The sequence below is a fragment of the Plantibacter sp. VKM Ac-2880 genome (genome assembly GCF_015351235.1).
GTDB lineage: Bacteria > Actinomycetota > Actinomycetes > Actinomycetales > Microbacteriaceae > Plantibacter.
Window position 1 is genome coordinate 1084532 of the sequence record NZ_JADKSJ010000001.1, and the last position, 25316, is coordinate 1109847.

Consider the following 25316-nt stretch of genomic DNA (forward strand, 5'->3'; position numbering starts at 1 on the left):
ACCGCCCCGTGTGTCGATCCGTCCAACAGTACCTCGATGCGCTGCGGATGGGGAGCGTGGGGCTGCTGGCCGGAAACCGGCGCTCGTGCAGGAGGACTCAGGCCTGGACGAGCGTGGCGTCGAGCTCGCGCTGCTCGTCGAGCTGGGCGAGTGCGCGTCGGAGCGCGGTGCTCGAGGTGCTCATCGTGTACGGGAAGTAGACGACCTCGACACCCACCTTCGCGAACTCCGCTTCGAGGCGGAGCCCTTCGGCGGTGCCGCGCCAGTCGTCACCCTTGAAGAAGATGTCGAACCGCAGCGCGTCCCACGCCTGCAGCTTGTCGTCCCAGGTCTCCTCGACCGCCTCGTCGACGAAGCCGATGTGGCGGACGATCTCGAGCCGCTCCGTCAGCGGCACGATGGGCTCGATGCGCTTGCGGGTGCGGAGCAGCTCGTCCGAGACGACCCCGGCGACGAGGTAGTCGCAGGCGCTCTTCGCGTGCCGGAGGATGTTCAGGTGACCGACGTGGAACAGGTCGAATGCTCCGGCGGCGTAGCCGACACGTCCAGTGCCTCGTTCATACATGTCGGGTGTTCCTCTCCTCGATCGGACGGCGATGTGCGGCGCCACGATGAGCCTGTTGTGAGCCTAGGGACGGGTGGTCTCCAGCGAGAGTCCACCTTCGGGTGCCGCCTGTTCGGGGGCTGGTCACGCGTCGACGCGGGCGGCGTCCAGTCGCGTCATGTCGCGGAACCACTTGATCGAGGCGAGGAGCAGGTGCCCGGCGTTCGCGACGAACATGAGGGTGTAGGCGGCGAAGAAGAGGTACGGCGCGCCCAGCAGGAGGAAGACCATGCAGAGGAAGCCGTAGTCGGTCGGGATGACGAGGAGCGAGCGCAGAGGCGTGCTCTTGCCCTCAGCGGTGGAGGTCGGATACCCGTAGGCCTGCTTGAGCTGGTCGTTGAGGATCATCGCGAAGAACGACACGGCGCCGACGATGCAGTAGCCGATCGGGATGAGCAGCATCTCGGGCGTCGGGAGATCGAACCCGCGGTACGCGGTGATGAGGACCGCGAGGTGCAGGGTCGAGATCTTCGTGGCGTCGACGACGTGGTCGAGCCACTCGCCGCTGGCCGAACCGCCGCCACGCAGCCTGGCGACCTGGCCGTCCGCGGAGTCGAAGGCGTACCCGATCGCGAGTGCGAGCCAGACGGCGACGCCGGACCACCACTCCAAGGGGAGGAGGAGCAGCATCGCGATCCCGGAGAAGGTGAACACGGCGCTGATGGCGGTGACGAGGTTCGGGGTGAGCCCCACCTTGTAGGCACCGGCGGCGAGGTAGCGGCCGGCCTTGCGGTTCACGTAGATCGAGTAGGCGGGAGCTCCCGCCGCACGCTTCTTCTGCGCGCCGGCGAGGCGGGCGACGATGTCGGCGTAGGACTCGGGGATCGAACGGGTGTCGGCAGTGATTCGGGTCATGCCAAGCCTCCGGTGGTCTCGGTGATGCGTGTCGGTGTGGTGTGTGCGACCGGTTTCGGGTTCCAGTCGATGGGGAGGCGGGAGAAGCGTCCGGTGCCGTGGATCGTCGCGCCGTCGGCGAGGCGCATGGCGAGCGCCTCGTAACCGTCGGCGATGTCGTCCCAGCGGTAGACCTCGGCGGCACGCGCCTGGAGGGCTGCTCCGACGGCGGCGGTGGCGGCCTCGTCCTGTTCGGCGCGTTCGATGCAGCGTGCGACCTCGTCGGTCGTGGCGAAGAAGGTGCCGGAGCCGCCGACGACCTCGTGGTTGAACACGGAGTCGAAGCCGATCACGGCCGTGCCGGCGCCCATGGCGCGCAGCAGCGACGGGTTCGTCCCGCCGACGGAGTGGCCGTGGACGTAGGTGAGCGCACCGGCGTAGAGCTGGTCGAGGAGTTCCTGGTCCCAGACGCCACCGAGCAGGTGCACGCGCGGGTCGCTCGCCGCGAGCGTCGCGATGCGCTCGCTGTGCTCGGCGCCGTACGGTGCAGACCCCACGACGACGAGGGGGTGACGGGCGTTGCTCGCGAGGTAGCCCTCGACGATCAGGTCGACGTGGTTCTCCGGTTCGAACCGGGCGACCACGAGGTGGAAGGCGCCAGCCTCGACGCCGGCTCCTGAGCCGAGGAGGTCGGTGCGGGGCTGCTCGAGGATCTTCGCGCCGTAGGTGAGGAGTTCGGTCGGGACTCCGAACTGCTGCTCGTAGTAGTCGGCGATCCCCGCCGCGTCGGCGATGAGCGCGTCGGCGGTGCGGACGGAACGCTCCTCGGCCCAGCGGTAGTACCGCTTGCCGGAACCGCTCCACTTCGCGCGCTTCCATTCGAGCCCGTCCACGTGCACGGCGGTCGGGACCCCCTTGGCACGGATGACGGGGACGAAGGGTGCGTTCGCGGCGTTGAAGACGAAGGCGACGTCGTGGCGTCTCGTGACGGCCATGTTCAGTACCGACAGGGCGGTGTGGCTGAGCGTCTCCAACACCTTCTTGCGGACGGCGGGCAGGTGCACGAGGCGCATCCCCAGGTGCTCGTCCGGCTGGTCGGCGGCGGTGCGACGGCAGAAGACGGTGACGTCGTGGCCGCGGGCGGCGAGCCGGCTGCCGATCTCCTCGACGGCCGTCTCGAACCCGCCGTAGGCGGCGGGGACACCACGGGTGCCCACCATCGCGATCCGGAGCGTGCCGTCGGCCTGGCGGCCGTGCGCGACGCTCCTGCGCTTCGGGGCCCTCATCGGGTGGTGGCCGCGGCGGATCGCGCGACGGACTGCAGGGTGGTGGTCATGGCTGAGTTCGGGTCTCTCATGATGTCGCTGCCGGCCCACGGGGTTCGGGTGTGCGCCGCTGCTGCTGTCCGGCGTCTCGGACGCCGGTGTTCGGGTATCGCGTGCTCGGTCGGGTTCCGGTGCACGGCGACGATGTCACGGCTCACGCTCACGGCCCGGTGGTGTCCGCCTTCGGGGGCGGACGGCGTCGATGCTCGCGTCGCTCGGGTAAGCGTCACGGATCTCGATGCACGATCGGGTTCGTGCGCGCGAGCGGCGTCATTGACCTGGTGAATCGTGTCGACGGGTTCGGGTGTTTCGGGTGTCGAACGACTCACCGGTTCGCGGTGATGGTGACGACTGTAGCGCGGTGTTGTCCCCTCCGGAAGGAGTTTTGTCCTCTTTTTGCAGGACACCCCTCGCTTTGGGGGCATCACCGACAGAAGTCCTCGCATCAGTACGCGCCGACCGGTTTCAGGACCACCTTGACGGTCTGCCACATGATCATGAGGTCGCCGGTGATCGACCAGTTCTCCACGTAGTAGAGGTCCAGTCGGACGCTCTCGTCCCAGCTCAGGTCGGAGCGTCCCGAGACCTGCCACATGCCCGTGAGCCCTGGCTTGATGTGGAGGCGACGGTGGACGTCCTTCTCGTACTCGGCGACCTCGCTCGCGAGCGGCGGGCGCGGGCCCACGAGGCTCATGTCACCCGTGAGGATGTTCCAGAGCTGGGGGAACTCGTCGAGCGAGTACTTGCGGAGGATGCGGCCCACCCGCGTCACCCGCGGGTCGTTCTTCATCTTGAACAGCACACCGTTGCCCTCGCTCTGCGCCATCAGAGCGGGCAGCGCGGCTTCGGCGTCGGTGATCATCGACCGGAACTTGAACATCGTGAACCGTTCACCGTTGCGCCCCACACGCTCCTGGCGGAAGAGGACCGGGCCTGGGCTGTCGAGCTTGATCGCGAGCGCGAGGAGCGCCAGCACGGGGGAGATGAGCAGCAGGCCGAGGCTCGTGAGGCCGACGTCGAGGGCGCGCTTCATGATGTGGTGGCCGCCCTCGAACTGCGGGATCTCCACGTGGATGAGCGGCAGCTCCTCGACGGGGCGGAAGTGGATGCGGGGGCCGGCGACGTCGGTGAGGCGCGCGGCGAGGACGAGCTCGGTCGCCGTCCCCTCGAGGTCCCAACCGAGGCGGCGGATGTAGTCACTGCCACCGTCGACGGGACCGGCGATGATGACGGCGTCGGCGGTGAGGTTCGCGGCAGCCTGGGCGACGCCGTCGACGTGGGCGATGACGGGGACGGATCGGCCTCGGCTCGAGAACGGCTCGGCGGTCTCCTCGTCGGTGATGGCCGCACCGACGACGGTGTAGCTCATGCTGTGCTGTTTGGCGACCTGTTGGAGGACGTAGTCGACGTCGTCGCGGCGGCCGACGACGACCGTCCGTGCCGTGTACTCCCCGACGCGGCGACGGCTGAGCAGCCACCGACGCCACATCCATCGGGAGGCGAGGAGGGCGAGGGTCCCTGCCGGCAGGGCGAGGATGAAGTAGCCGCGCGCGATGTCGACCTTGGCGATGAGGAACGCGATCGCGAGGATGCCGAACGCGAACGCGCTGGCGTTGACGACCCGCTTGTACTCGGTGACGCCGGAGCCGATGATGCGGCTGTCGCGGGTCCTCGTGAACCCGAGGAAGGCGAGCCAGACGACCACGATGAGGCCGGACAGCAGGACGTAGAGCTGCTGGGCCTCCGGGCCGACGGGCTCGTCGCCGAACCGCACGACGAAGGCCGCGGAGACGGCGAAGAGGGCGATGGCGCTGTCGGTGAGGACGAGCCAGCGGCGGTAGCGCTTCGACCACTCCCGCTGGGTGAGCGAGGTGACGGCGGCGGGTGAGGACTCGGCGCGGATCGCGGACGCTCGGCGTCGGCCCAGCGTGACCGGCGTCGCGATCGGGCCGGTCATCGGGAACGCGCTTTCGGAGAGTTCGGCGCTCATGCGTCGTGCCCTCGCGGTGCACGCTGCAGGACGGAGACCGCGGTTCGGGTGCGCGGGCGGGTCTGTCGGAAGGACCGACGGCGGTTCGGGTACGTCGTCATGGGGGCTGCTATCCACTTGTGGGTTCGGGTGTGGTTCGGGTGCGCGGAGCGCACGGGCGGTTCGGGCCGCCCGCGGAGAACGCGACGTCGTTCGTGTCCCCACGACCGATCGACGATGTCGATCGGGATGACCGTCCCCCTTGGATATCCCTCAACTGTAGGAAGCGGGGGTCATCGGCGGATCCCCCACTCCAGGGGGTCGGCGGCCCCCAATTCTGGGGGTGAGGCAGGGGTGTCACGCGCGATTCCGTCGTGGATCGACCTCCCGGCGACGGACTTCGTCGCTCGCCCCACAAGCGGTGGATTGGGGGACAGCACGCGTGCCCCGGGTCGTTGCGGCGGCTGGTGGAGGCCTCCTCCGAGGCTCGGGCACTACATTGGTGCCATGGATGGAGCACGCGCGACCGATGGCGTGGTCGCCGACGCCGCTCGCGATCCGATGGCGGATTGGCCCACCGGGCGCCTCCTGTCGACCGCCGCGCGCCTCATCGAGCACACCTGGCAACAGGCCCTGGACGGCATCGGCGTCACGCACGCCGGCCTCATCGTCCTGCACCTCCTGGACAGCGGGCCGGCGAGCCAGAAGGACCTCGCCCGACGAGCGCGCGTGCAGAACCAGACGATGTCGCGCACGCTCGATCGACTGGAACGCGCCGGACTGATCGAGCGCATCGCGGCCGCCGACGACCGCCGACGGCACGTGGTGAGCCGGACCGCGGCGGGAGACGAAGCCTGGCTCGCAGCCCACCGGCTGGAAGCCGACGTCTTCCCCGAGCTACCGGACGAGTCGGCGCTGCGCTCGCAGCTGCTCGCGATCATCCGCTCGGGCGAGTCCTCCCGCTGGTCGCCCGAGGACGTCGAACCCGCCTGACCCGTTCGCCCGGCGTGCCTGCTCCGGTCGCTGAGCTTCCTTCTCCCGGTCACTGAGCTTCCTTCTCCCGGTCGCTGAGCTTCCTTCTCCCGGTCGCTGAGCTTCCTTCCCCGGTCACTGAGCTTGTCGAAGTGCTCCGAGGAACTTTCGTGACGCGATCCCACCGAGCCCGGGCGGGCCGCCGACACACCCGCGCCCCCAGTCCGGGGGTATTCGAGCTGGTGCTGCGGGACGAGAGTGGCTAGTGTGATCAAAGTTTCTATTGTGACTGTTGTGACACGATGTCGACCGCGACCCGCCGGTGTCGGAGCGATCGTGTCGTCGGACTGGAGAATGATGACCCCCGCACGAACGCCCGGTGCGCAGCACGGCCGCCGCCGTCCCTGGCTGGCGATGGCCGTCTCCGTCGGCGTCGTCACCGCCTCACTCACCCTCGGTGTGCTGCCGGCCCACGCGGACGACTACCCGAGTTGGGCGGACGTCGAGGCGGCGAAGTCGAGCGAGTCTGCGAAAGCCGCCGAGATCACGAACATCACGGCGCTCATCACCTCGCTCCAGGAGCAGTCCGACGCCGCATTCCGCACGGCGCAGATCGCCGCTGAGTCCTACCGGCAGGCGCAGGACGCCGTGACCGAGGCGACCGCCCGCGAGTCCGCCCTGCAGGCGCAGGCCGACGCCGCTGCGGCGGCCGCGAAGGTGTCGAAGCAGCGTGCCGGCGCGCTCATCGCACAGCTCTCCCGAGGCGGTGGCGGAGACGTCTCGCTCGACCTCGTCCTCGGCGCGGGGAAGTCCGACGACCTCCTCTCGCGGCTGTCCGTCATGGACAAGCTCGGCGAGCGCAACGCCGCGAGCTACGCCGAGGCGGTCACGGACCGCAATGCGGCGTCCGGGCTCACCGACCAGGCGGAGGTCGCGAAGACCGAACGCGAGCGACTCGAGGGCGAGGCGCAGACGAAGTACGACGAGGCGGAGAGCGCTTCGGCTGCCGCATCGGCCGCGGTCGCCGCGCAGGAGCAGCAGGCCGAGCAGCTGTACGCGCAGCTCGCCTCCCTGAAGAACACCACGGCCGAGACCGAGCGCGGCTACGCGGCCGGTGAGTCCGCCCGTCAGGCGGCTGAGGCTGCAGCCGCTGCGGCGGCCGCAGCGGCGGCCGCAGCGGCGAACACGCCCCCGGCCTCGAACGGTGGGTCGTCGGGTGGCGGCGGCTCGAGCAGTGGTGGTGGTGGTGGTGGTGGCGGTGCCTCCAGCGGTGGTGGCGGGGGCAGCCCGGTCGCGCCGCCGAACTCCGCCGGCGTCGAGTCGGCGATCGCCTTCGCGCTCGCGCAGGTCGGTAAGGGCTACCAGCTCGGCGGCTCCGGCCCCGACGTCTGGGACTGCTCCGGCCTCACCCGGGCCGCATACGGCAGTGGCATCGGTACCCACTCGGCGACCAACCAGTACTACACGATGCAGTCGCAGGGACGCCTCGTGCCCTACAGCCAGAAGCAGCGCGGCGACCTCATCTTCTGGTCGAGCGGCTACGACTACTACCACGTGGCGATCTACCTCGGGAACGGGCAGATCGTCGAGGCGGCCAACGAACGGGCCGGCACGCGTGTCGGCTCGATCTGGGGATCCGGCGACGTCGCGGCGTACGTCGGTCGCCCGACGGGTTGACCCCATGACCTCCGCCGAGGTCGACGCCTATCTCGACTCCCTCTCGCATCAGCTGAAACCGGCGGTCGTGCGCTTGCGCGAGGCCGTCATGGCCTCCGACGAGGGGTTCTCGGAGCACCTGAAGTGGAAGGCGCCGAGCTTCGTCTACGCCGGCGAGGACCGCGTGACCTTCGCGCTGCACCCGGCGAACCGGATCCGCATCGTGCTCCACCGGGGCGTGCAGCGTCGGGCCGACGCCGACCGGTTCCGGTTCGAGGACCCGTCCGGTCTCGTCGTCTGGGCGGCGCCCGACCGCGGTGTCGTGACCTTCTCGAGCGTCGAGGCGGCGGCCGACGCCGAGGCCGCGCTCCTCGAGCTGATCGGACGCTGGGTGCGCGCCTGAGCGGTGCCGTGCGGTGCCCTGTGCGCTGGATCCGCCGACGTATGATCGACTGCCGAGCGAGCGACAGCACGCCGACCCACCCGTCCTGAAGGAGGCGCCCGTGCGCAGTGCCGTGCTCGGCGTCGTGCTGCTCGTCATCGGGGCGATCGCGGTCCTCACCGGTGTCCTCCCGGGGAGCGAGGCGCTCGGTATCGCGGATCGCGTGTGGCCGATCCTCCTGTTCGTCGTCGCGATCACCGTCGTCGCCGAACTCGCCGCGGATGCGGGACTGTTCACCCTCGTCGCCTCGCGCCTCGTGCGGTGGGGCCGGGGGAGCACCTGGTTGCTGTGGGTGCTCGTCGTCGCGCTGGCCACGCTCAGCACCGTGTTCCTGTCGCTCGACACGACGGCCGTCCTGCTGACGCCGGTCGTGATCACGCTCGCCCGGCACGCGGGACTCTCGCCGGTGCCCTTCGCGCTCACCACCGTGTGGCTGGCGTGCACGGCGTCGTTGCTGCTGCCGGTGTCGAACCTCACGAACCTGCTCGCCGAGCACGCGATCGACGAGGCCTCGGCGGCCTCAGGCGGCGGTCCACTGGGGCCGGGAGGCTTCGCCGGGCTCCTCGTCGTACCGGCGATCATCGCGGTCGTCGTCCCGTGCGTCGTCCTCGCGATCGTCTACCGCCGGCAGCTCACCGGCCGGTACACGGTGGACGTCGAGGCGAGCGACGACGATCGCGTGCTGCTGTGGGTCTCCGGGCTCGTCGTGCTCGTGTTGCTGCCGCTGCTGGTGTCCGGGATCCCGGTGTGGATGTCGGCGCTCGGGGCGGCCGTGGTGCTGGTGGTCGTGTTCCTCGTCAGGCGTCCGCGGGCGCTCCGACCGGCGCTCGTCCCCTGGCAGCTCCTCCTCCTCGCGTCCGGGCTCTTCCTCGTCGTCGAGGCCGCCCACGCGATGGGGCTGGCGCGTCTGCTCGCGTCGATCGCCGGGACGGGGGATTCGCTTCCCGCCCTCCTGCAGCTGGCCGGAGTCGGCATGGCCAGCGCGAACCTCGTCGACAACCTGCCGGCCTACCTCGCGCTCGAGCCGGTGGCCGGCGACCCGGTCCGGTTCGCCGCCCTGCTCATCGGCGTGAACGCCGGGGCGCTCATCACGCCGTGGGCGGCCCTCGCGACCCTGCTCTGGCACAGCCGGTTGCAGGCGGCGGACGTCCAGTTCGGCTGGGGACGCTTCATCGCGCTCGGGTTCGTGGTCGCGCCGTCGACGGTCGCCCTCGCGACCGTCGGGCTGTGGCTGGCGCAAGGCTGAGCGAGCCGGGCCGAGGCCGGGTCCTCAGTGCTCGTGGCGGGCGTCGGCGGCGCGGCGGCGGGCCAGCAGCTCGGTGACGATCCGATCGATGAGCTCGAAGGGGATCGGCCGACTGAACGGGAACTGGAGCGTGTCCTTCGCCGCGCGGTAGTCGGCGACGGCCGACTGGAGCGGTTCGTCGAACGGTGGGATCGAGTAGAGCGCGATGTGGTGCTTCCACGCGCCGAGGTAGAGCAGGTAGCGGTCGTCGAGCATGAAGGTCGGCATGCCGTACCGGATGGCCTCGGTGATCTCCGGGACGATCCGGTGCACGCGGAGACGGATCTCCTCGATGGCGTCGGCGGGGTCGGTCGGCAGCGCGGCCAGGTAGTCGTCGATGGTGCTCGGTGTACCAGGCATGTGCGTCCTCCCCAGGCTTCGGACGGCACGGGACCACTCGTCCCGTGCCGTCATCGTCCCATGTCCGTCGCCGGTGCGACAGTGGTGGTTCTACCGCTTCGCGAGGGCGCGGCGCACGTCGTCCTGCACGAGGTCGGCGTTCATGGCCGCTCCCGCCATCGCTCCGGCGGCCGCCGCCTGCACGACCTGGGGACGCAGACTGGTGACGTCCCCGGCCGCCCACACGCCGGGGACCGCGGTGGCGCCCATCGCGTCGACCCCGATCGCGTCGCCGTAGTGCGCTCCGGCCGGGTGCGGTTGCGTCTGCACGCCGAGCTCTGCGAAGGCGTCTGCGTGCACCCGGGCGACCGGTGCCACCGCGAGCGCGTCGACCGGGATCGTCCGGCCGTCGGCGAGGCGGACGCCCACGAGCCGGTCGTCCTCGACCTCGAGCCGCTCCACGAGGCCGTCGATGACCTCGATGCCTCGTGCGGCGAATGCGGCCTCCTGCTCGGGGCTGAACGCCTCGGCGGTGTTGCGGAGGACGACGACCCGCTCGCTCAGCTGGCGGAACAGCTGGGCCTGGTGCGCAGCCGCCTGGGCGTCCGTGCCGAGGATGCCGATCATCTGGTCCTGCACCTCCCAACCGTGGCAGTACGGGCAGTGGAGGGCGTCACGTCCGTAGCGCTCCCGGAGCCCCGGGATGGCCGGCAGTTCGTCGGCCGTGCCGGTGGCGATGAGGAGTCGTCGACCGCGGAGGGTCGCGCCGTCCGTCGTCGTCAGGACGAATCCGTCGGCGTCGCGGACGGCGGTGCGGACCTGGGCGTCGACGACCAGGACCCCGTAGGCGGTGACCTCCGCGCGCCCGAGGCGGACGAGTTCCCGAGGGGGGATGCCGTCGCGCGACAGGAAGCCGTGGACGCCGTCGGCCGGGGCGTTCCGCGGCCGGCCTCCGTCCACGACGATGACGGAGCGACGCGAGCGGCCCAGCATGAGGGCGGCGCTGAGTCCGGCCGCGCCGCCGCCGACGATGATCGCGTCGACGAGCTCGGTGGCGGCCGGTGCGGTGGCAGACGGGCGGGTGGCTGGGGTGGTCATGATCGTTCCGTTCGGTCGAGGGTCGGTGCGGGGTCCAGCGTGCGTCGCGGTGTGCTGAACTGGCAAGAAACTTTGCCGGAACGGCAACGGCCCGGGAGAATCGACCCATGGCGCATGGACACGAGGAGCAGCGATCGATCGACGGGGTGCTGGACGCGGTCGGGCCGCGCCTCCGCGCGATCCGGCAGCACCGGGGCACCACCCTCGCGGCGCTCTCCGCCGAGACGGGTATCTCGGTCTCCACCCTGTCCCGGCTCGAGTCCGGACAGCGCCGCCCCAACCTCGAACTGCTCCTGCCGCTCGCGAAGGCGCACCAGGTCCCGCTGGACGACCTCGTCGGCGCCCCGCAGACCGGTGACCCCCGCGTGCATCTGAAACCCGTCCAGCGCCACGGCCAGACGATCGTGCCGCTCACCCGCCGGCCGGGAGGCTTGCACGCGTTCAAGAGCATCATCCACGGCGGACCTGGGCCGCAGACCCCCGGAACGCAGCAGGTGCACGAGGGCTACGAGTGGCTCTACGTCTTGAACGGCCGGCTCCGCCTGTTGCTCGGCGATCAGGATCTCGTCCTCACTGCGGGCGAGGTCGTCGAGTTCGACACTCGGGTGCCGCACTGGTTCGGGCGGGCTGAGGCCGGAGCGGTCGAGTTCCTCAGCCTGTTCGGCAAGCAGGGCGAACGCATGCACGTCCGGGCGAGGTCGACCGAGGCCCGCTGACGCGTCACGCCGTTCTCCGCCGCACGGATCCGTCCGGACATGGCAGGCTGAGGCCGACGGTCCACGGGCCGCCCGACGAGCAGGAGAACCGATGAGCGCATCCGACGACCGTCCGTTCGCCGAGCAGCTGCTCGAACGCCGAGGGTTCGCCGTCGCGACCGCGCTCGTCGTCATGCTCGGCGGGCTCGTCGTCCCGTTCGTCGGCTGGGTGGCCGGCATGGTCATGCTCTGGCGGGCACGCGCCTGGACCACGCGCCAGAAGGTGTGGGCCACCGCCGGCCCGCTCCTCGCCACCGGGGTCGTCCTCATCGTGCTGGCCCTGCTGACGGCCAACTGGAGTACGACCGACGCCGGGCTCGGCGGCTCGCCCGTGATCCCGGTCGTCCTCGACCTCGGCGGGACGGCCGTGGTGCTCCTCCTGGTGTCATACGCCGTGGCGGGTGGGTGGCTGTTGTGGTCGGTGCTGCGCCGACCGGCACCGCAGACCTGAGCGGCGTCCGATTCGCGGTCGGCGCTCAGGTGGACCGGGCAGAGTGGAACGATGCCCGACTCCTCTCGCTCCCGCCGACCCGTCCCCGTCCAGCCCGGACCCGGTGAGGAGTCCGTCTGGGAGTACCCGCGCCCGCCCCGGGTCGAGCCACGCGACGAACGCGTCGTCATCCGGTTCGGCGGAACCGTCATCGCGGAGTCGACGTCGGCGGTCCGCGTCCTCGAGACGAGTCACCCGCCCGTGTACTACGTGCCGGCAGCCGACTTCACGCCGGGCGTCCTCGTGCCCATCGACGGCACGACCATGTGCGAGTTCAAGGGCGAGGCCCACTACCTCGACGTGCGGGTGGGCGACGAGGTCGCGCCCGCGGCCGCCTGGACCTACCCGGACCCGCGCTCGGGCTACGCGCCCCTGTTCGGCATGATCGCCGTCTACCCGGGGCGCATGGAGGCCTGCGAGGTCGACGGCGTCCGCGTGCACGCCCAGGAGGGCGACTTCTACGGCGGATGGATCACGCCGGGGATCATCGGACCGTTCAAGGGCGCCCCTGGCACCATGGGCTGGTAAAACGTCCTCCTCGGACTCCCGCCTCGCCTGCTCCTACACCCGTCCCACCCGCCGTGCAATGGCTGGGTGGAGGGCTGACCCCGTGCCACGCTGAGCGCCAGGACGCCTCGACGACGAGGCTCGGGTGCAGGAGGCGGTCGGAGCCATGGACGCATTCGGTGAAGCGGTCGATCCGGGGTGGTCCCTCCTGCGCGTCGTCCCACTGTTCGGGCTCGCCGTGAGTGCCGGCGCGGTCGTCGGCGCGGTCCTCGCCGCCGGTGCGGAACTGTTCGAAGCGGTCGGGACCGTCTCCGCGCACCCGGCCGACCTCGGTGGGATCGCCGTGCTCGTCGGCGGGCTCGTCGGGGGGATGCTCGCCGCCGTCGGGGCGGTGGGGGCGCTGCTGGCGCTCGGCGTGCTGGACCACTGGGGCGAACGCGGGCCGCTCCGTCGGGCCTGGATCGCCGGCGGTGGTGCTGCCGTGCTCGTCTCGGTCGTCGGCGGCCTCATCGCGGCGCCCATCGGACTCGGCTCGACGATCGGGGTGGTCGTCTTCGCCGTCCTCGCCGCCGGTGGCGCGGCGGGCGGAGGGCTGTACGCCTTCGAGCGTGCCTTGGCTCGTCGAGGTGTCCGCGGCGGGTGAGGGTTGCCGTCAGTGGGCGAGCTGCAGGAGCCGTGCCCGATGCCAGTCGGTCTGTGTCAACGCGGACACCCGCAGGAGTCCCGTCAGCGCGTCCCATCCGGCGGACCAGCCGATGCGCGAGGCGATGGTCCAGACGTCCGCTTCCGGGTCGTCGGCCAGGACCGACCGCACCTCGTCCGCCCGGCGCAGGTGGTGCGCCGCCAACTCGTCGCACCGCTCGGCGAGGCCGGTGAAGCGGAAGCCGTGTCCCGGGATCACCTGGTCGCCGTCGTACTCACGGACGCGGTCGAGCGAGGACAGGTAGGCGGTCACCGGGTTCTCGGCCGTCCGCGCGCCGAGTCCGAGGCCAGAGAAGATCGTGGGGAGGACGTGGTCGCCGGTGAAGAGGTAGCCGCGGTCCTCATCGCGCAGGGTGAGGTGCCCGGTGGTGTGACCCGGCGTGTGGATGACACGGATCATGCGACCGGGGAGCGCCAGCAGCTCGCCGTCCTCGAGCGTCCGGTCGGCACGGGTGTCGCCGAGGTGGCCGGCCGGGGCGGCGGCGTCCTCGCTCCAGGGGCGCACGGTCGTGTCATCGGCCGGGACGCCCCAGGCGTCCAGTGCTGCAGCCAGCTCGGCCGGGCCGGGTGGCGTCGAACCGGCGGCCTCGTCCTCGAGCCGGTGCATGAGGACGGGCGCGGCCAGCTCTTCCCGCAGGACACCGGCCAGGCCGAGGTGGTCGGGGTGGAGATGGGTCACCACGATGCCGGTGAGGGTGGTGACGCCGACGTCGCGGAGCTCGCGCAGCAGGTGCTCCCGACCCTCAGGGGTGTCGGTTCCGGGGTCGACGACGATGGCGCGCCCGTCCGTGCCGAAGAGCACCGAGCAGAGGGTGAAGGGGTTGCCGGGATCGGTGGTCGGAACGGCGATGACGACCGTGTCGGCATCGAGCTGTTCCGTCGGCGGCGTCCGTCCTTCGCGGAAGGCGGCGGCCTGCGATTCGCTCGACGAGGTGATCATGGGGGTGCTCCGGGTGCTGTTCGGGGGACGGACCAACCCTAGTCGTGGCTTCCGCGAGGTTCAGTACGATGGGTGCATGACCGTCAACGACATTCTCATCGGCGTGATCGCCCTCATCACCGTCCTCGGCGGCATCGGCATGGTCGGCGCGCTCGTCGCGATGGCCAAGTCGGGCTACCACGGCTGACCGCTCGCCTGCCGAGCTCAGCGCGCGACGGCCTCGTCCGTCGCCCGCTGGATGGCTGCGAGCGCCGCGGCGACAGCGGAACGCTGCAGTGAGCCCTTCCGCGCCGTCGCGATGATCTTCCGCTCGCTCATCCCGGAGATCGGCTTGCGGACGACGTCGGCACGCGACCCGATCGCGATGTCGGGGAGGACGGCGACGGACAGCCCGGCCGCTACGTGGTCGATGACGACCTCGTAGCTCGTGAAGCGTCCGACCACCCGGGGTTCGAAGCCCGAGCGTCGGCACAGCAGTGGGACGAGTTCGCCGAGGTAGGTGCCCGGGGCGTCGAGGGCCCACGATTCAGCCTGCAGTTCGGCGAACGACACCACCTCGCGTCCGGCGAGTGGGTGGTCGAGCGGTGCGATGAGCAGGAGCGGATCCGTGGTGAGCGGCACGCTGTGCACCGAGGGGTCGAGGAGGAAACCGTCCTCCTGATCGACCGTGATGACGACGTCGCAGGTGCCGCGTTGGACGGCCGTGGTGCTCTCGTGCGGTTCGACCTCGATGAGTTCGACCTCGAGTCGCGGGTACTGCTGGGCCAAAGCACGAGCGGCCGGGATGAGGACCGGGGCGATGACGCTCGCGAAGCCGGCGATGCGGAAGCGTCCGGAGGGCTCGGACTCGACCTCGGCCAGTTCCACCTCGATCGCGTCCATCTGCGCGAGGAGCGCCCTGGCGCGTTCCACGAGCAGTGCTCCGGTCGGTGTCAGCGCGAGGGTCCGGCCTCGTCGTTCCAGTAGGGCGGCGCCGGTCTCCGATTCGAGGACGGAGAGCTGCTGGGAGACCGTCGAGGGGCTCAGGTCGAGCTCGCGGCCGACCGCACGGATCGTGCCGAGGCGGTCGAAGGCCTCGAGCAGTCGCAGTCGCACGGGGTTCAGGGCCATGGTGCAACAGTATCGAGCGCGCTTGGGGGCGCTCCACACGCCCGCCAGTCCGATCGGGGGCCCGTGGCTCGTCCGAGGGCCCCGCGTCACTCCCAGACGAAGGTGTCGGGGAGTCGGCCCGGTTCGGTGAGCCTGGCGTTCCGCAGCACCGGTCCGTGCGGGCCGACCGACAGGGCGGTGACGGAGAGCGATGCCAGTCGGAGGCCGTCATGGTCGTCGATCCGGACGACCGCTTCGTCGGCATCGGCAGGCACGCGTGTCGTCGATCGCAGCGTCTGCAACCAGGGTTCCCACGACGCGGCCGTGGCGCCGTCGAGTGGGCCGGTCGGCGCCGGGCTGTCGGCGAAGTCCGGCCGCCACCGGCGGACCCGGGGGACGTCGAGGTGGTCGGGGCCCTCATGGGTCACGACGTGCAAGCCGGGTGGCACCTCGACCGAGCGGAGCGACGTGCCGTCCCAGCTCGTCACCTCGACGCGGTCGGGTCGGAGCTCGACGAGGTTCCACGAGCGGGCGCTCCGGCCGTCGGAGCCGTCGACCCCGGTCGTCACCGCCTGCAGGGGGAGCACCCCGCGCGAGACCCAACCGCTCGCCGGCATGGGGAGGTCCTCGCGTCGGTTCAACACGACCGCCGCCCGCGGTCCGCCGTCGGCGTCGACGTTCGTCGCCAACCAGGCGCCACCCGCCTCCCGGTCGTGGATGCCGCGGACCCCGTCACCGAGCGCGGGCCACCAGGAGCCGGGCGGATCCCAGGCGCGTCCCGGCTGCTCGTCGCGGAGCCCGAGCACGGCGATCGGCCACGGGCGCCCCGGCTCGAAGTCGATGATGACGGTGCACACGCGCGTTCCTCCTCGGCCGGTCGGACTAGGACAGACTAGACGAGGACCGCGCGCCGGAGCGCCGGTGGTGAGGAGACGAGATGACCACGCAGGACGCATCACCCGGGGCGCACCGCCGTACCGTCGTCGTCGGCATCACGGGCGGCATCGCGGCCTACAAGGCGGTCGGCGTGGTGCGCGGTTTCGTGCGTGCCGGGCACGACGTCCACGTGGTCCCGACCGAGAGCGCCCTGCGGTTCGTCGGGCTGCCGACCCTGGAGGCGATCAGCCGGAACCCGGTCACCACCTCGCTGTACGACGGCGTCGCCGAGGTCAGGCACGTCGCGCTCGGGCAGCGGGCCGACCTCATCGTGGTCGCTCCGACGACGGCCAACACGCTGGCGAAGCTCGCGGCGGGGTTGTCCGACGACCTCCTCGGCACCACCATCCTCGCCAGTCGGGCTCCCGTCCTGATCGCCCCGGCGATGCACACCGAGATGTGGCAGCACCCGGCCACGACGGCGAACGTCGCACTCCTGCGCTCGCGCGGGGTCGCCTGCATCGGACCGGAGACCGGTGCGCTCACCGGCGGCGACGAGGGACCGGGGCGGATGAGCGAGCCGGAGGACATCGTGGCGGCGGGCCTCGCACTCCTGCAAGGTCGGGATGGTGCCGGTGACCTCCGCGGCGACCGCGTCGTCGTCTCGGCGGGCGGCACGCGGGAACCGCTCGATCCGGTGCGATTCCTCGGCAACCGGTCGAGCGGCCGGCAGGGGTTGGCCATCGCGCAGGCGGCGGTCGCCCGCGGCGCCGAGGTCGTGCTCGTCGCGGCGCACCTCGACACGGACGTCGCGGCCGAGGCGGCCGGCGTCGCGGGCCTCAGGGTCGTCCCCGTCGGGACCGCCGCGGAACTCGCCACCGCGATGGACGAAGCGGCGGAGCAGGCGAGCCTCGTGGTGATGGCGGCGGCCGTCGCCGACTACCGGGCAGCCGAGATCGCCGAGCGCAAGATCAAGAAGGACGACACCGGCGACGAACTGACCCTGCGACTGGTGCGCAACCCGGACGTCCTGGCGGGGCTCGCCGAGGCGGCCGTCCCGGGTCGCGTCATCGTCGGCTTCGCGGCCGAGACCGCATCCGACCGCGACGAGCTCCTCGCCCTCGGCCGGGCGAAGATCGCGCGGAAGGGAGCCGACCTCCTGGTCCTCAACCGCGTCGGTTGGACCGACGGCTTCGGCACACCCGACAACGAGGTCCTCGTGATCGATCGGGAGGGCGAGCTGGTCGGCGAGGCGTCCGGCTCGAAGCGCGCCGTCGCCGACCGCCTGCTCGACCTCGTCCTCGCCCGCCGCTGAACCCGCCTACCTCCATGGGCGAGCCTCCCCCGAACGGGGCTCACCACTGGCACCATGGGCACTATGCCACGTCTCCGTCCCGCGCGCCGTCGCGCATCCATCGCCGCGACCCTGGCCGGAGTCATCGTCCTCTCACTGGGACTCGCGCAACCCGCTGCGGCGGTGGAGTACCCCAGCTGGGAGGACGTCGAGGCGGCCCGGTCGAGCGAGACGTCGAAGCAGTCGGCCATCGTCCAGATCGAAGGCCTCGTCCAGGAGCTCAAGAACGCCGCCGCGCTCGCCGAGGCCGAAGCGGTGTTGCGTGCGGACGAGTACGAGGCGGCGCAGCTCGCCGTCGACGAGGCCAGCTACCGTGCGGTGTCGCTCCGCGAGCAGGCCGTCGCCGCGACGACCGTCGCGGAGACGTCCAAGCGGCAGGCGGGTGCGCTCGTCGCGGCGTGGTTGCGGTCGGGGAACATCGACCTCTCGACCGCTGCCTTCCTGGACAACGAACCGGAGGCGCTCCTCGGCCGGCTGAGCACGATCTCGAAGCTCAGCGAGTCGACGGACGGCACCTACGACCGCGCGAAGACGGACGCGAACACCGCCTCGCTCCTCACCGAGCAGGCCACCATCGCCGAAGCCGCGCTCGGCGACCTCGCGGCGGCGGCCGAGACCGCCCTCGGTGACGCGGTCGCGGCCCGAGCAGACGCCGAGACCGCCGTGGCCGACCAGCAGGAGTACCTCGCCACGCTCGAGGCTCAGCTCATCGTCCTCAAGGAGAACCGCGCCGCCACGGAGGCCGACTACCGCAAGGGCGAGGAGGTGCGCGCGGCGGCTGCTGCTGCGGCTGCTGCGGCCGTGGCGGCCGCCGAAGCGGCCAGGGTCGCCGCCGAAGCCGCGGCGAACGCCGCGGCGAACGCCGGTGGTGGTGGCGGTGGCGGTGGTGGAGCAAGCTCCGGTGCGGTCGGCGGTCAGGGCTGGGCGCTGCCGATCTCAGGCCGGATCACCGACAACTACGGACCACGACCGGGGCGGCCCGTGCCGGGCGTCAACGCGTTCCACTCCGGGACGGACATCGGAGCCGGGTGCGGTCGCGCGGTCTACGCCGCCAACGCCGGCCAGGTGGTCTACGCGGGGTGGCTCGGGACCTACGGCAACTGGGTCCTCATCGACCACGGCGGCGGAGTCATGACCGGGTATGCGCACAACAGCAGCATCCTCGTCGGCGAAGGCCAGTCGGTGTCCGCGGGTCAGAACATCTCCCTGGTCGGCTCGACGGGTGCCTCCAGCGGCTGCCACGTGCACTTCGAGGTCAGGATCGGCGGCTCCCGCGTCGACGCGGTGCCGTTCATGGCGGACCGGGGCATCCGCCTGGGCTGAGCGGCGGGTCCGCCTGGAGGCGTCGCCTCAGAGGCCGAGGCGTTCGAGCTCCGCGTCCATGCGGCGCGCCATCTCGGCGTAGCCGTCGTCGTTCGGGTGCAGCCCGTCTGCGGCCATCCACTCCGGGTGCCCCTCGATCCAGTGCGACGCTCCGGGGACGGTGTCCGCGTCGATCTCGCCCGCAGCGTCGGCCACCCAGCCGATGATCGTCTCGATCGCCGCCGGGCGCTCGTCCGTGTACCAGAAGGGCTCGACGACGATGAAGCGGGCGTCCGGCAGGGCGTCGCGCAGGCGGTGCAGGTCGGTGTCGATCTGCTCGTGGATCCGATCCGCCGAGCGGTCGAAGCTGAAGGCGTCGTTGAGCCCCATCGTCACGAAGACGATCTCGGGGCGTTCGGCGATGATGAGTGAGGGCAGATCGCCGCTGTCGTCGCCGAAGCGGTCGCGGTGGTTGATGAAGCCCAGGCCGTTCACGCTCGGGTTGAACTCGCGCCATCCTCGTTCTTCGCTGACCACCGTCGACCACCGGTTCGCCGGGTCGCTCGCACCGGTGCCGAGCGTGTAGGAGTCTCCGTAGAAGGCGACGACCGGGCCGTCGTCGTCGGACTGGGCGCATCCGGTGAGCCCGGCGGCCAGGGCGAGCACCGCGGCGGCGGCGAGCAGTCGTGATCTCATACGGGTGCTTCGGAACGGGCGTCATCGCGGAGGGGTGGTCAAATGCGTCCGCCGTCGGCAAGCGTGTACGCGGATGCGGTCGAGACTAGGGCGATCAGACGCGGATGCGTGGACTAACCTGACTCCATGCCGCAGATCCGTATCCGAGACGCCGCCCTGTTCCTCGGGGTCAGTGACGACACCGTCCGCCGCTGGATCGACCAGGGCGCGCTCGTGAGCGCGAAGGACGACGCCGGCCGCGCGGTCGTCGACGGCCTGTCGCTCGCGCAGCTCGCCCGGCAGAACGCCGTCCTCCCCGTCGACCCCTCGGAAATCGGACGCTCCGCCCGGAACCGCTTCGTCGGCATCGTCACGGACATCACGATGGACACGGTCATGGCGCAGGTGGAACTGCAGTGCGGGCCGCACCGCGTGGTGTCGCTCATGAGCAGTGAGGCCGTGCGCGAACTCGGCCTCGAACTCGGCTCCACGGCCATCGCGGTCGTGAAGGCCACGACGGTCCTCATCGAGACCCCGAAGGCGAGCTCATGAACCGCACCGCATTCCTTCGATCCGTCCGACTGCTCAGCGCCGTGGCGCTCGGCGTCGGGATCCTGCTCGCGGCATCCGCCTGCGCCGCGCCCGCGCCCGCGGCCACCCCGACCGGCTCCTCCACGGCCCACGACCTCAGCGGTTCCATCACGGTGTACGCCGCCGCATCCCTCAAGACGAGCTTCACGACGCTCGCGGAGGACTTCGAACAGGCGCACCCCGGCACGAGCGTCGAGCTCACCTTCGCCGGGTCGTCCGACCTCGTCACGCAGCTCACGAACGGTGCTCCCGGGGACGTCTTCGCCTCAGCGGACGAGAAGAACATGGCGAAGCTGATCGATGCCGACCTCGTCGAGGGCGACCCGGTCGACTTCGCGACCAACGTCCTGCAGATCGCCGTCCCCCCGTCGAACCCTGCCGAGGTCGAGACCTTCGCCGACCTCGCCCGTCCGGGCGTCAAGACGGTCGTGTGCGCGCCGCAGGTGCCGTGCGGCGCGGCGACGGTCGCCGTCGAGGACGCCACGGGCGTCGCGCTCAGCCCGGTCAGTGAGGAGTCGTCGGTCACCGACGTCCTCGGCAAGGTGACCTCGGGGGAGGCCGATGCCGGGTTGGTCTATGTGACGGACGTGATCGCGGCGGGCGATGCGGTGCGGGGCATCGCCTTCGACGAATCGTCGAAGGCCGTCAACACCTACCCGACCGCGCCGCTCGCCGGGAGCGCGAACCCCGCACTCGCGGCGGCCTTCGCCGCCTTCGTCGTGAGCGCCGACGGGCAGCGCGTGCTCGCCGATGCCGGCTTCGGCGCCCCGTGACCGCATGAGGAACCCGGGCTCGGGGGTGCCCCGCTGGGTCGTCGTGATCGCGGCGATCGGAGCGGCGTTCGTGCTGCTCCCGCTCGTCGCGATCGTGCTGCGGGTCGACTGGGCCGACTTCGGCGCCCTCGTCACCTCGGAGTCGTCGATCGCGGCGCTCGGCTTGAGTCTGCGGACCTCGCTCATCGCGACGGCACTGTGCATCCTGTTCGGCGTGCCGCTCGCACTCGTCCTCGCCCGCACGCGGTTCCCGGGCCAGCGGCTCCTGCGGTCGCTCGTCCTCCTCCCGCTCGTGCTGCCGCCGGTCGTCGGCGGCATCGCCCTGCTCTACACCTTCGGCCGGCTCGGCCTGCTCGGCCCGGCGCTGGCCGACGCCGGGCTCAGCATCGCGTTCTCCACGACCGCTGTGGTTCTCGCCCAGACCTTCGTCGCCCTGCCGTTCCTCGTCCTGAGTCTCGAGGGTGCGATCCGCACGAGCGGCGCGCGCTACGAGGCGGTCGCGGCGACGCTCGGGGCGCGGCCGACCACGGTGTTCCGGACGATCACGCTGCCGCTCCTCGCGCCCGCCATCGTCTCCGGCGCCATCCTCTCGTTCGCGCGTGCGCTCGGCGAGTTCGGTGCCACCCTCACCTTCGCGGGGAGTCTGCAGGGCGTGACCCGTACCCTCCCGCTCGAGATCTACCTGCAGCGCGAGACTGATCCGGACGCGGCGGTCGCCCTGTCGCTCGTCCTCGTCGTGGTCGCCGTGCTCGTCGTCGGGGTCGCCGGCGCCCGTGGAGCAGTGGCACGAGGTCCGGCTCGTGGGCGACGTCCGTCGTCGCGACCCGCTGTGGGAGCCGAGCGATGATCCCGGCGGAGTATGGCGGGTCGGCGCTCAGCCTGCGGGCGACCGTGGGCGCCCGCGATTGGGAGGTCGCGATCGAACTCGCGCCAGGCGAGACCGTCGCCGTGCTCGGCCCGAACGGCGCCGGCAAGTCCACGCTGCTCGGCGTCCTCGCGGGACTGCTGCGGCCGGACACCGGGCAGGCGACGCTCGGCGATCGCGAGCTGTTCCGGGTGGATGAGGGCGGCCATGGGCGCTGGCTCCCGCCGCACCGACGAGGCGTCTCGCTGCTCGCGCAGGAGGCGCTGCTCTTCCCGCACCGGACCGTGCTCGACAATGTCGCCTACGGTCCGCTCGTCGCCGGGGCGTCGCGTGGCGAGGCACGGGACATCGCCAGGCGGAGGTTGGCATCGGTGGAGGCGTCCCACCTCGAGGACCGTCGGCCCGCTGAGCTGTCCGGCGGTCAGGCGCAACGGGTGGCGCTCGCACGCGCGCTCGCGCCGGATCCCGCCCTGCTCCTCCTCGACGAACCGATGGCCGCGCTCGACGCCTCGGTCGCCCCACCGCTGCGGCGGATGCTCCGTGAACAGCTGCGCGGACGCACGACCCTGCTCGTGACCCACGAGGTACTCGACGCGTACACCCTGGCCGACCGGGTCGTCGTGCTCGACGACGGGCGCATCGTGGAGCAGGGGCCGACGTCGGAGGTGCTCGAGCGGCCGCGGACGGCGTTCACCGCGGACCTCGCCGGCCTGAACCTGCTGACGGGGGTGCGGACGCGGAGCGGGCTCCGGCTGGCCGACGGGACGGAGGTCGCGGTCGACTCGGCCGTCGATGCGGACCCCATCCCGCTGGGCGCGCCCGTCGCCTGCGCGTTCCGGCCCTCGCGGGTGGAGGTGTTCGATGCAGACGGGGCTCCGGGCGGTGACGCCGTCCGGGCGGTGATCACCGACCTCGAACCCCGTGGCGACGTCGTCCGGCTCCGCACCAAGCTCCTCTCGGCCGACGTCACCGTGCGGGAGCTCGCCTCGGCCGGGTGGTCCACCGGTGATGTCGTGGACGTCGTCGTCGACCCGCGGGCGGTGGTCCTCTACCCGCGATGAGCCGTGACCGACCGAGACGTGACACAGTGAGTCGATGAACCGATTCTGGAGACGCTGGTGGCCGCTCGTCGTCGGGGCGGCCGGCACGCTTGCGATCGGCGGGATCTGCGCGGCGCTCGTCGCCATGGGGCTCGTGCGGCCGAACGCCATCCTGGCGGCCTCGTACGCGGTGCGAGGGGTCGACGTCTCCTCGTATCAGGGCGAGATCGACTGGGACGTCCTCGCGGCCCAGCGCATCGACTTCGCGATCATGAAGGCGACCGAGGGATCAGGCGATCAGGACGAACGGTTCGCCGCGAACTGGGCGGGTGCGCAGCGGGCTGCCGACGAGACCGGCTTGCTGATCGGGGCGTACCACTTCCTGAGCTTCGACAGCCCGGCCGAGACACAGGCCCAGAACATCTTCGACACCGTCCCCGTCACCGCAGGGGCGTTGCCGATCACCATCGATCTCGAGTGCTACGCCGACTACTGTCGGACGCCACCGAGCGCTGAGCGGGTCGCCGCCGTCCTCGACCCGCTCCTCGCGGCGCTCGAGGAGCACTACGGGCAGCCGCCGATCATCTACGCGACCATGCGGTATTACGACGCGTTCCTCGCGGGTGCGTACGAGCGGAACCCGCTCTGGATCCGCTCCGTCGTCACCCCACCGGTCCTGTCGGACGGGCGGGCGTGGGACCTCTGGCAGTACACGAGCCGGGAACGCCTGGCCGGATACCGCGGCAAGGAGGAGTTCATCGACGTGAACGTCTTCGACGGCTCCCTGGACGACCTCCGAGCGCTCGTCGGCCCCTGAGCCGCGGCGTCCGATGGCGCCTCGGCTTACGGGGCGGGTGCGGGGCCGGTGGTCGGCTCGGCGACGGGGAGGAACGTGTCCTCGCCGTCGACCTCCTGCTCGATGGAGTCCTCGGTGGTCTCCGTGTCCTCGGGGATGCGGTCGTCGTTCGCTGCGTGCTTGCTCATACGACCACGATACGACGGCTGTCGCGCAGAGCAATGGGGTTGCGAGCCGACGTCGGGCGCCTGCCGACGATCGCGCTCAGGAGGCGAAGGCGAGCGAGCGGGCTTCGAGTTCGGCGGTCAGGACGTCGATGGCCGTCGGGCCGACGCCGTGGATCCGCAGCAGCACCGCAGGGGAGACCCTGGTGAGCTGCTCGAATCGGGTGAACCCGTGTGCGGACAGCGCCCTGCCGGCGACCGATCCGATCGCGGCCGGGAACTCCGACGTCTCGGCGGGTGTCAGCTCCACGAACAGTGCGGCGATGCGCTCCTCGATGTCGTCGCGGATGCGACGGACGGCGTCGATCCCCTGCCCGGCGGGGTCCTCGAGCTCCCAGTCCTCGTAGCGCTTGCCGGGGAAGATCGGGCAGGCGTCGCCACAGCCCATGGTGATCACCGCGTCCGACGCCCGCACCGCTTCCGTGGTGAGGATGCGCGGGACGGCGGCCGTGATGTCGATGCCGTGCTCCGCCATCGCCTCGACGGCGACCTGGTTGATGCGGTCTTTGGGTTCACTGCCCGCGGAGAGCACCTCGACCCGGTCGCCGGCGAGCGCCCCGAGGAAGCCGGCCGCCATCTGGGAGCGTCCGGCGTTGTGCACGCAGACGAAGAGGACGGTCGGTGTCGTCGGCGTGGTCGGGTCGATGGTCATGGCGTCTCCTGGAGGTGGGGTGATCCGAGCGCGGACGAACGGTCGAGCAGCTCGACGAGGACAGCGTAGCTCGCGCCGGGCTCGGCACCGCGGGTGAAGCCGTCGACGAGCTCGAGGGACACGAAGCCGTGGAGGGCCGCGCGGACGATCCTGCCGGCGTCGGTCATCGCGACGCTGTCGAGCCCGCGTCCCGCGAGGGTCCGTTCGACGAGGAGGACGAGTTCCCGGTCGGCGGGGTCGCCCGCGGCGGTCCGGGCGTCGGTCGTCGAGAAGGCGAGGGTGTACCGGCCAGGGTAGGCGAGGGCGAAGCGACGGTAGGTGTCGGCCAGCGCGGTGAGCGCTCGCGTTCCGCCGAGGCCACTCGTCGCGATGTCGATGCTGCTGGCGAGGTGGGCCAGCGCGAGTGACGCGACGGCGGCTCGGAGGTCTTCGGTGCTCCGCACGTGCTTGAGGAGCGCGGGCGCCGAGGTGTCCAGGTGCCGGGCCAGGGCGGCGAGCGTGAGTGCGTCGGCTCCGTGCGCGTCGGCGAACTCGGCGGCTCCGACGATCACCAGCTGGCGGGAGAACTTCGTCCGGGAGACAGGTGTGTCGGTCATCGGATCGAGCCTAACGGCTTGCGGTGGGCGCGCCGGTCTGCCTCTGGCGCCTCCGGGGTGGCGTCAGACGGTGGGTGGTGTCGCCTCGTGGTGGGGTGCACCGTGGGTGCGGCGGTCCTCCTTCATGGCGGCCTCCGCGAGGTGGCGGCGCCCGCCAGCGAGTTCGTCGCGCACCTGTGCCTCGAGCGTGCGGAACGGCTCCCAGTAGTTGCCGTCGTAGTCCTCGACGATCTGGAACGTCCAGCGACCGTCGATGACGTTCCGCCCGACGAGTTCACGGTCGATGCGGTCGGCGAGCTCGGTCTGCCCGGCGTCGCGGAGCGCGTCCGCGGCTTCGCCCAGCGCGAGGTCCGCCTTGCCGGTGAGGCGGTGGAAGCCGTAGAGCATGCCGCGTGCCTGCTCCACCACCTCGAGGGCCTCGGTCACCTTGCCGACCGCCTCCACGGTCGCGTTGTCGACGCCGTCGGGAACTCGGTGGGCGTTGTCGGGTCCGTCGGTGGTGCGGTCGTCTGCAGAACTCATGCCACCAGTCTGTCTCGATCGAACCTGGATGTCGGGGGCTTGC

At 71.3% G+C, this 25316-nt stretch carries 28 protein-coding genes and 1 pseudogene; 15 read left to right on the top strand and 14 right to left on the bottom strand.

Translation table 11 applies throughout. The features are described 5' to 3' along the window. Nucleotides 1–97: 97 nt before the first annotated feature. The 4 genes from ITJ57_RS05290 to ITJ57_RS05305 all read right to left on the bottom strand — a co-directional run bounded on the left by ITJ57_RS05290 (nucleotide 98) and on the right by ITJ57_RS05305 (nucleotide 4753). Nucleotides 98–565 carry an adenylyltransferase/cytidyltransferase family protein gene (locus ITJ57_RS05290; RefSeq protein WP_194669173.1) on the bottom strand — a complete coding sequence of 156 codons (468 nt, stop codon included), beginning with the start codon at nucleotides 563–565 and terminating at the stop codon, nucleotides 98–100. Between the two features lie 123 nt (nucleotides 566–688). After that, nucleotides 689–1459, bottom strand: a complete 771-nt coding sequence (locus ITJ57_RS05295; RefSeq protein WP_194669174.1) for a CDP-alcohol phosphatidyltransferase family protein — start codon at nucleotides 1457–1459, stop codon at nucleotides 689–691. Then, nucleotides 1456–2724, bottom strand: coding sequence for a glycosyltransferase (locus tag ITJ57_RS05300; protein WP_194669175.1), 1269 nt, complete (start codon nucleotides 2722–2724; stop codon nucleotides 1456–1458). Before ITJ57_RS05300 ends, ITJ57_RS05295 begins: the two co-directional genes overlap by 4 nt. A 484-nt stretch (nucleotides 2725–3208) precedes the next feature. Further along, nucleotides 3209–4753 (bottom strand): sugar transferase, encoded by a 1545-nt coding sequence (locus ITJ57_RS05305; protein WP_228506506.1) that lies wholly within the window; start codon nucleotides 4751–4753, stop codon nucleotides 3209–3211. A gap of 486 nt (nucleotides 4754–5239) precedes the next feature. Here ITJ57_RS05305 and ITJ57_RS05310 point away from each other — a divergent pair, with 486 nt between their 5' ends. From ITJ57_RS05310 to ITJ57_RS05325, 4 genes are all read left to right on the top strand, one after another. After that, nucleotides 5240–5725 (top strand): MarR family winged helix-turn-helix transcriptional regulator, encoded by a 486-nt coding sequence (locus ITJ57_RS05310; protein WP_228506508.1) that lies wholly within the window; start codon nucleotides 5240–5242, stop codon nucleotides 5723–5725. A gap of 336 nt (nucleotides 5726–6061) precedes the next feature. Continuing rightward, the gene (locus tag ITJ57_RS05315; RefSeq protein ID WP_194669176.1) at nucleotides 6062–7381 is read left to right on the top strand and encodes an NlpC/P60 family protein; all 1320 of its coding nucleotides are present in this window, start codon (nucleotides 6062–6064) and stop codon (nucleotides 7379–7381) included. A gap of 4 nt (nucleotides 7382–7385) precedes the next feature. Next, nucleotides 7386–7763, top strand: coding sequence for a DUF1801 domain-containing protein (locus ITJ57_RS05320; RefSeq protein ID WP_194669177.1), 378 nt, complete (start codon nucleotides 7386–7388; stop codon nucleotides 7761–7763). Nucleotides 7764–7863: 100 nt separating this feature from the next. Beyond that, complete coding sequence (locus ITJ57_RS05325) at nucleotides 7864–9048, top strand: SLC13 family permease (RefSeq protein WP_194669178.1); 1185 nt, start codon at nucleotides 7864–7866, stop codon at nucleotides 9046–9048. Between the two features lie 24 nt (nucleotides 9049–9072). On the opposite strand, the gene ITJ57_RS05330 is transcribed toward ITJ57_RS05325, so the two are convergent. Both ITJ57_RS05330 and ITJ57_RS05335 read right to left on the bottom strand, forming a co-directional pair. Next, the gene (locus ITJ57_RS05330) at nucleotides 9073–9447 is read right to left on the bottom strand and encodes an iron chaperone (RefSeq protein WP_194669179.1); all 375 of its coding nucleotides are present in this window, start codon (nucleotides 9445–9447) and stop codon (nucleotides 9073–9075) included. A gap of 90 nt (nucleotides 9448–9537) precedes the next feature. After that, nucleotides 9538–10524 carry an NAD(P)/FAD-dependent oxidoreductase gene (locus ITJ57_RS05335; protein ID WP_194669180.1) on the bottom strand — a complete coding sequence of 329 codons (987 nt, stop codon included), beginning with the start codon at nucleotides 10522–10524 and terminating at the stop codon, nucleotides 9538–9540. A gap of 107 nt (nucleotides 10525–10631) precedes the next feature. On the opposite strand from ITJ57_RS05335, the gene ITJ57_RS05340 reads away from it, so the two are divergent. From ITJ57_RS05340 to ITJ57_RS05355, 4 genes are all read left to right on the top strand, one after another. After that, nucleotides 10632–11240: a helix-turn-helix transcriptional regulator gene (locus ITJ57_RS05340; protein ID WP_056008494.1), complete on the top strand. Its 609-nt coding sequence runs from the start codon at nucleotides 10632–10634 to the stop codon at nucleotides 11238–11240. 91 nt (nucleotides 11241–11331) lie between these two features. Beyond that, nucleotides 11332–11730: a hypothetical protein gene (locus tag ITJ57_RS05345; RefSeq protein ID WP_194669181.1), complete on the top strand. Its 399-nt coding sequence runs from the start codon at nucleotides 11332–11334 to the stop codon at nucleotides 11728–11730. Between the two features lie 51 nt (nucleotides 11731–11781). Then, nucleotides 11782–12297 carry a DUF427 domain-containing protein gene (locus ITJ57_RS05350; RefSeq protein WP_194669182.1) on the top strand — a complete coding sequence of 172 codons (516 nt, stop codon included), beginning with the start codon at nucleotides 11782–11784 and terminating at the stop codon, nucleotides 12295–12297. 145 nt (nucleotides 12298–12442) lie between these two features. Beyond that, nucleotides 12443–12919, top strand: a complete 477-nt coding sequence (locus ITJ57_RS05355; RefSeq protein WP_194669183.1) for a hypothetical protein — start codon at nucleotides 12443–12445, stop codon at nucleotides 12917–12919. 9 nt (nucleotides 12920–12928) lie between these two features. On the opposite strand, the gene ITJ57_RS05360 is transcribed toward ITJ57_RS05355, so the two are convergent. From ITJ57_RS05360 to ITJ57_RS05370, 3 genes are all read right to left on the bottom strand, one after another. Continuing rightward, nucleotides 12929–13918 carry an MBL fold metallo-hydrolase gene (locus tag ITJ57_RS05360; protein ID WP_194669184.1) on the bottom strand — a complete coding sequence of 330 codons (990 nt, stop codon included), beginning with the start codon at nucleotides 13916–13918 and terminating at the stop codon, nucleotides 12929–12931. A gap of 204 nt (nucleotides 13919–14122) precedes the next feature. Beyond that, entirely contained in the window at nucleotides 14123–15028 is a 906-nt protein-coding gene (locus tag ITJ57_RS05365) for a LysR substrate-binding domain-containing protein (protein WP_194669185.1), read from the bottom strand. Nucleotides 15029–15114: 86 nt separating this feature from the next. Then, nucleotides 15115–15864 carry an NRDE family protein gene (locus ITJ57_RS05370; protein WP_194669186.1) on the bottom strand — a complete coding sequence of 250 codons (750 nt, stop codon included), beginning with the start codon at nucleotides 15862–15864 and terminating at the stop codon, nucleotides 15115–15117. 80 nt (nucleotides 15865–15944) lie between these two features. Here ITJ57_RS05370 and coaBC point away from each other — a divergent pair, with 80 nt between their 5' ends. Together coaBC and ITJ57_RS05380 are read left to right on the top strand one after the other, a co-directional pair. Further along, nucleotides 15945–17198 (top strand): bifunctional phosphopantothenoylcysteine decarboxylase/phosphopantothenate--cysteine ligase CoaBC, encoded by a 1254-nt coding sequence (coaBC, locus tag ITJ57_RS05375; protein WP_194669187.1) that lies wholly within the window; start codon nucleotides 15945–15947, stop codon nucleotides 17196–17198. Nucleotides 17199–17261: 63 nt separating this feature from the next. Next, on the top strand, nucleotides 17262–18560 hold the full coding sequence (locus ITJ57_RS05380; protein ID WP_194669188.1) for a M23 family metallopeptidase: 1299 nt from the start codon (nucleotides 17262–17264) through the stop codon (nucleotides 18558–18560). A 27-nt stretch (nucleotides 18561–18587) separates the two neighbouring features. Here the strand turns inward: ITJ57_RS05380 and ITJ57_RS05385 are convergent, their stop codons facing one another. Further along, nucleotides 18588–19235, bottom strand: a complete 648-nt coding sequence (locus ITJ57_RS05385; RefSeq protein WP_194669189.1) for an SGNH/GDSL hydrolase family protein — start codon at nucleotides 19233–19235, stop codon at nucleotides 18588–18590. Nucleotides 19236–19361: 126 nt separating this feature from the next. On the opposite strand from ITJ57_RS05385, the gene ITJ57_RS05390 reads away from it, so the two are divergent. Genes ITJ57_RS05390 through ITJ57_RS05410 form a run of 5 tightly spaced genes read left to right on the top strand, consistent with a single transcriptional unit; the run spans nucleotide 19362 to nucleotide 23300 of the window. Then, nucleotides 19362–19766 carry a molybdopterin-binding protein gene (locus ITJ57_RS05390; RefSeq protein WP_194669190.1) on the top strand — a complete coding sequence of 135 codons (405 nt, stop codon included), beginning with the start codon at nucleotides 19362–19364 and terminating at the stop codon, nucleotides 19764–19766. Next, nucleotides 19763–20578 (top strand): molybdate ABC transporter substrate-binding protein, encoded by an 816-nt coding sequence (modA, locus tag ITJ57_RS05395; RefSeq protein ID WP_194669191.1) that lies wholly within the window; start codon nucleotides 19763–19765, stop codon nucleotides 20576–20578. The genes ITJ57_RS05390 and modA overlap by 4 nt, the downstream gene beginning before the upstream one ends. A 4-nt stretch (nucleotides 20579–20582) precedes the next feature. After that, nucleotides 20583–21425 (top strand): ABC transporter permease, encoded by an 843-nt coding sequence (locus ITJ57_RS05400; protein WP_194669192.1) that lies wholly within the window; start codon nucleotides 20583–20585, stop codon nucleotides 21423–21425. Further along, nucleotides 21422–22504: a sulfate/molybdate ABC transporter ATP-binding protein gene (locus tag ITJ57_RS05405; RefSeq protein ID WP_194669193.1), complete on the top strand. Its 1083-nt coding sequence runs from the start codon at nucleotides 21422–21424 to the stop codon at nucleotides 22502–22504. The genes ITJ57_RS05400 and ITJ57_RS05405 overlap by 4 nt, the downstream gene beginning before the upstream one ends. A gap of 34 nt (nucleotides 22505–22538) precedes the next feature. Beyond that, a complete protein-coding gene (locus ITJ57_RS05410; RefSeq protein ID WP_194669194.1) occupies nucleotides 22539–23300 on the top strand; it encodes a GH25 family lysozyme in 762 nt (253 codons plus the stop codon). A gap of 26 nt (nucleotides 23301–23326) precedes the next feature. On the opposite strand, the gene ITJ57_RS05415 is transcribed toward ITJ57_RS05410, so the two are convergent. From ITJ57_RS05415 to ITJ57_RS05430, 4 genes and pseudogenes are all read right to left on the bottom strand, one after another. Continuing rightward, nucleotides 23327–23467, bottom strand: a complete 141-nt coding sequence (locus tag ITJ57_RS05415; RefSeq protein WP_194669195.1) for a hypothetical protein — start codon at nucleotides 23465–23467, stop codon at nucleotides 23327–23329. 277 nt (nucleotides 23468–23744) lie between these two features. Further along, nucleotides 23745–24155 (bottom strand): annotated as a pseudogene (locus ITJ57_RS19305) (arsenate reductase ArsC); the annotation flags it as partial. Next, nucleotides 24152–24751, bottom strand: a complete 600-nt coding sequence (locus ITJ57_RS05425; protein ID WP_194669197.1) for a TetR/AcrR family transcriptional regulator — start codon at nucleotides 24749–24751, stop codon at nucleotides 24152–24154. The pseudogene ITJ57_RS19305 and the gene ITJ57_RS05425, both read right to left, overlap by 4 nt. Nucleotides 24752–24814: 63 nt before the next feature. Then, on the bottom strand, nucleotides 24815–25273 hold the full coding sequence (locus ITJ57_RS05430; RefSeq protein WP_194669198.1) for a hypothetical protein: 459 nt from the start codon (nucleotides 25271–25273) through the stop codon (nucleotides 24815–24817). Nucleotides 25274–25316 lie beyond the last annotated feature (43 nt).

What these genes read in the sequence shown, in the direction of transcription:
- ITJ57_RS05290 (WP_194669173.1), bottom strand. Translation starts at nt 565, where the DNA reads ATGTATGAACGAGGCACTGGACGTGTCGGCTACGCCGCCGGAGCATTC.
- ITJ57_RS05295 (WP_194669174.1), bottom strand. Translation starts at nt 1,459, where the DNA reads ATGACCCGAATCACTGCCGACACCCGTTCGATCCCCGAGTCCTACGCC.
- ITJ57_RS05300 (WP_194669175.1), bottom strand. Translation starts at nt 2,724, where the DNA reads ATGAGGGCCCCGAAGCGCAGGAGCGTCGCGCACGGCCGCCAGGCCGAC.
- ITJ57_RS05305 (WP_228506506.1), bottom strand. Translation starts at nt 4,753, where the DNA reads ATGAGCGCCGAACTCTCCGAAAGCGCGTTCCCGATGACCGGCCCGATC.
- ITJ57_RS05310 (WP_228506508.1), top strand. Translation starts at nt 5,240, where the DNA reads ATGGATGGAGCACGCGCGACCGATGGCGTGGTCGCCGACGCCGCTCGC.
- ITJ57_RS05315 (WP_194669176.1), top strand. Translation starts at nt 6,062, where the DNA reads ATGACCCCCGCACGAACGCCCGGTGCGCAGCACGGCCGCCGCCGTCCC.
- ITJ57_RS05320 (WP_194669177.1), top strand. Translation starts at nt 7,386, where the DNA reads ATGACCTCCGCCGAGGTCGACGCCTATCTCGACTCCCTCTCGCATCAG.
- ITJ57_RS05330 (WP_194669179.1), bottom strand. Translation starts at nt 9,447, where the DNA reads ATGCCTGGTACACCGAGCACCATCGACGACTACCTGGCCGCGCTGCCG.
- ITJ57_RS05335 (WP_194669180.1), bottom strand. Translation starts at nt 10,524, where the DNA reads ATGACCACCCCAGCCACCCGCCCGTCTGCCACCGCACCGGCCGCCACC.
- ITJ57_RS05340 (WP_056008494.1), top strand. Translation starts at nt 10,632, where the DNA reads ATGGCGCATGGACACGAGGAGCAGCGATCGATCGACGGGGTGCTGGAC.
- ITJ57_RS05345 (WP_194669181.1), top strand. Translation starts at nt 11,332, where the DNA reads ATGAGCGCATCCGACGACCGTCCGTTCGCCGAGCAGCTGCTCGAACGC.
- ITJ57_RS05350 (WP_194669182.1), top strand. Translation starts at nt 11,782, where the DNA reads ATGCCCGACTCCTCTCGCTCCCGCCGACCCGTCCCCGTCCAGCCCGGA.
- ITJ57_RS05355 (WP_194669183.1), top strand. Translation starts at nt 12,443, where the DNA reads ATGGACGCATTCGGTGAAGCGGTCGATCCGGGGTGGTCCCTCCTGCGC.
- ITJ57_RS05360 (WP_194669184.1), bottom strand. Translation starts at nt 13,918, where the DNA reads ATGATCACCTCGTCGAGCGAATCGCAGGCCGCCGCCTTCCGCGAAGGA.
- ITJ57_RS05365 (WP_194669185.1), bottom strand. Translation starts at nt 15,028, where the DNA reads ATGGCCCTGAACCCCGTGCGACTGCGACTGCTCGAGGCCTTCGACCGC.
- coaBC (WP_194669187.1), top strand. Translation starts at nt 15,945, where the DNA reads ATGACCACGCAGGACGCATCACCCGGGGCGCACCGCCGTACCGTCGTC.
- ITJ57_RS05380 (WP_194669188.1), top strand. Translation starts at nt 17,262, where the DNA reads ATGCCACGTCTCCGTCCCGCGCGCCGTCGCGCATCCATCGCCGCGACC.
- ITJ57_RS05385 (WP_194669189.1), bottom strand. Translation starts at nt 19,235, where the DNA reads ATGAGATCACGACTGCTCGCCGCCGCCGCGGTGCTCGCCCTGGCCGCC.
- ITJ57_RS05390 (WP_194669190.1), top strand. Translation starts at nt 19,362, where the DNA reads ATGCCGCAGATCCGTATCCGAGACGCCGCCCTGTTCCTCGGGGTCAGT.
- modA (WP_194669191.1), top strand. Translation starts at nt 19,763, where the DNA reads ATGAACCGCACCGCATTCCTTCGATCCGTCCGACTGCTCAGCGCCGTG.
- ITJ57_RS05400 (WP_194669192.1), top strand. Translation starts at nt 20,583, where the DNA reads ATGAGGAACCCGGGCTCGGGGGTGCCCCGCTGGGTCGTCGTGATCGCG.
- ITJ57_RS05405 (WP_194669193.1), top strand. Translation starts at nt 21,422, where the DNA reads ATGATCCCGGCGGAGTATGGCGGGTCGGCGCTCAGCCTGCGGGCGACC.
- ITJ57_RS05410 (WP_194669194.1), top strand. Translation starts at nt 22,539, where the DNA reads ATGAACCGATTCTGGAGACGCTGGTGGCCGCTCGTCGTCGGGGCGGCC.
- ITJ57_RS05415 (WP_194669195.1), bottom strand. Translation starts at nt 23,467, where the DNA reads ATGAGCAAGCACGCAGCGAACGACGACCGCATCCCCGAGGACACGGAG.
- ITJ57_RS05425 (WP_194669197.1), bottom strand. Translation starts at nt 24,751, where the DNA reads ATGACCGACACACCTGTCTCCCGGACGAAGTTCTCCCGCCAGCTGGTG.
- ITJ57_RS05430 (WP_194669198.1), bottom strand. Translation starts at nt 25,273, where the DNA reads ATGAGTTCTGCAGACGACCGCACCACCGACGGACCCGACAACGCCCAC.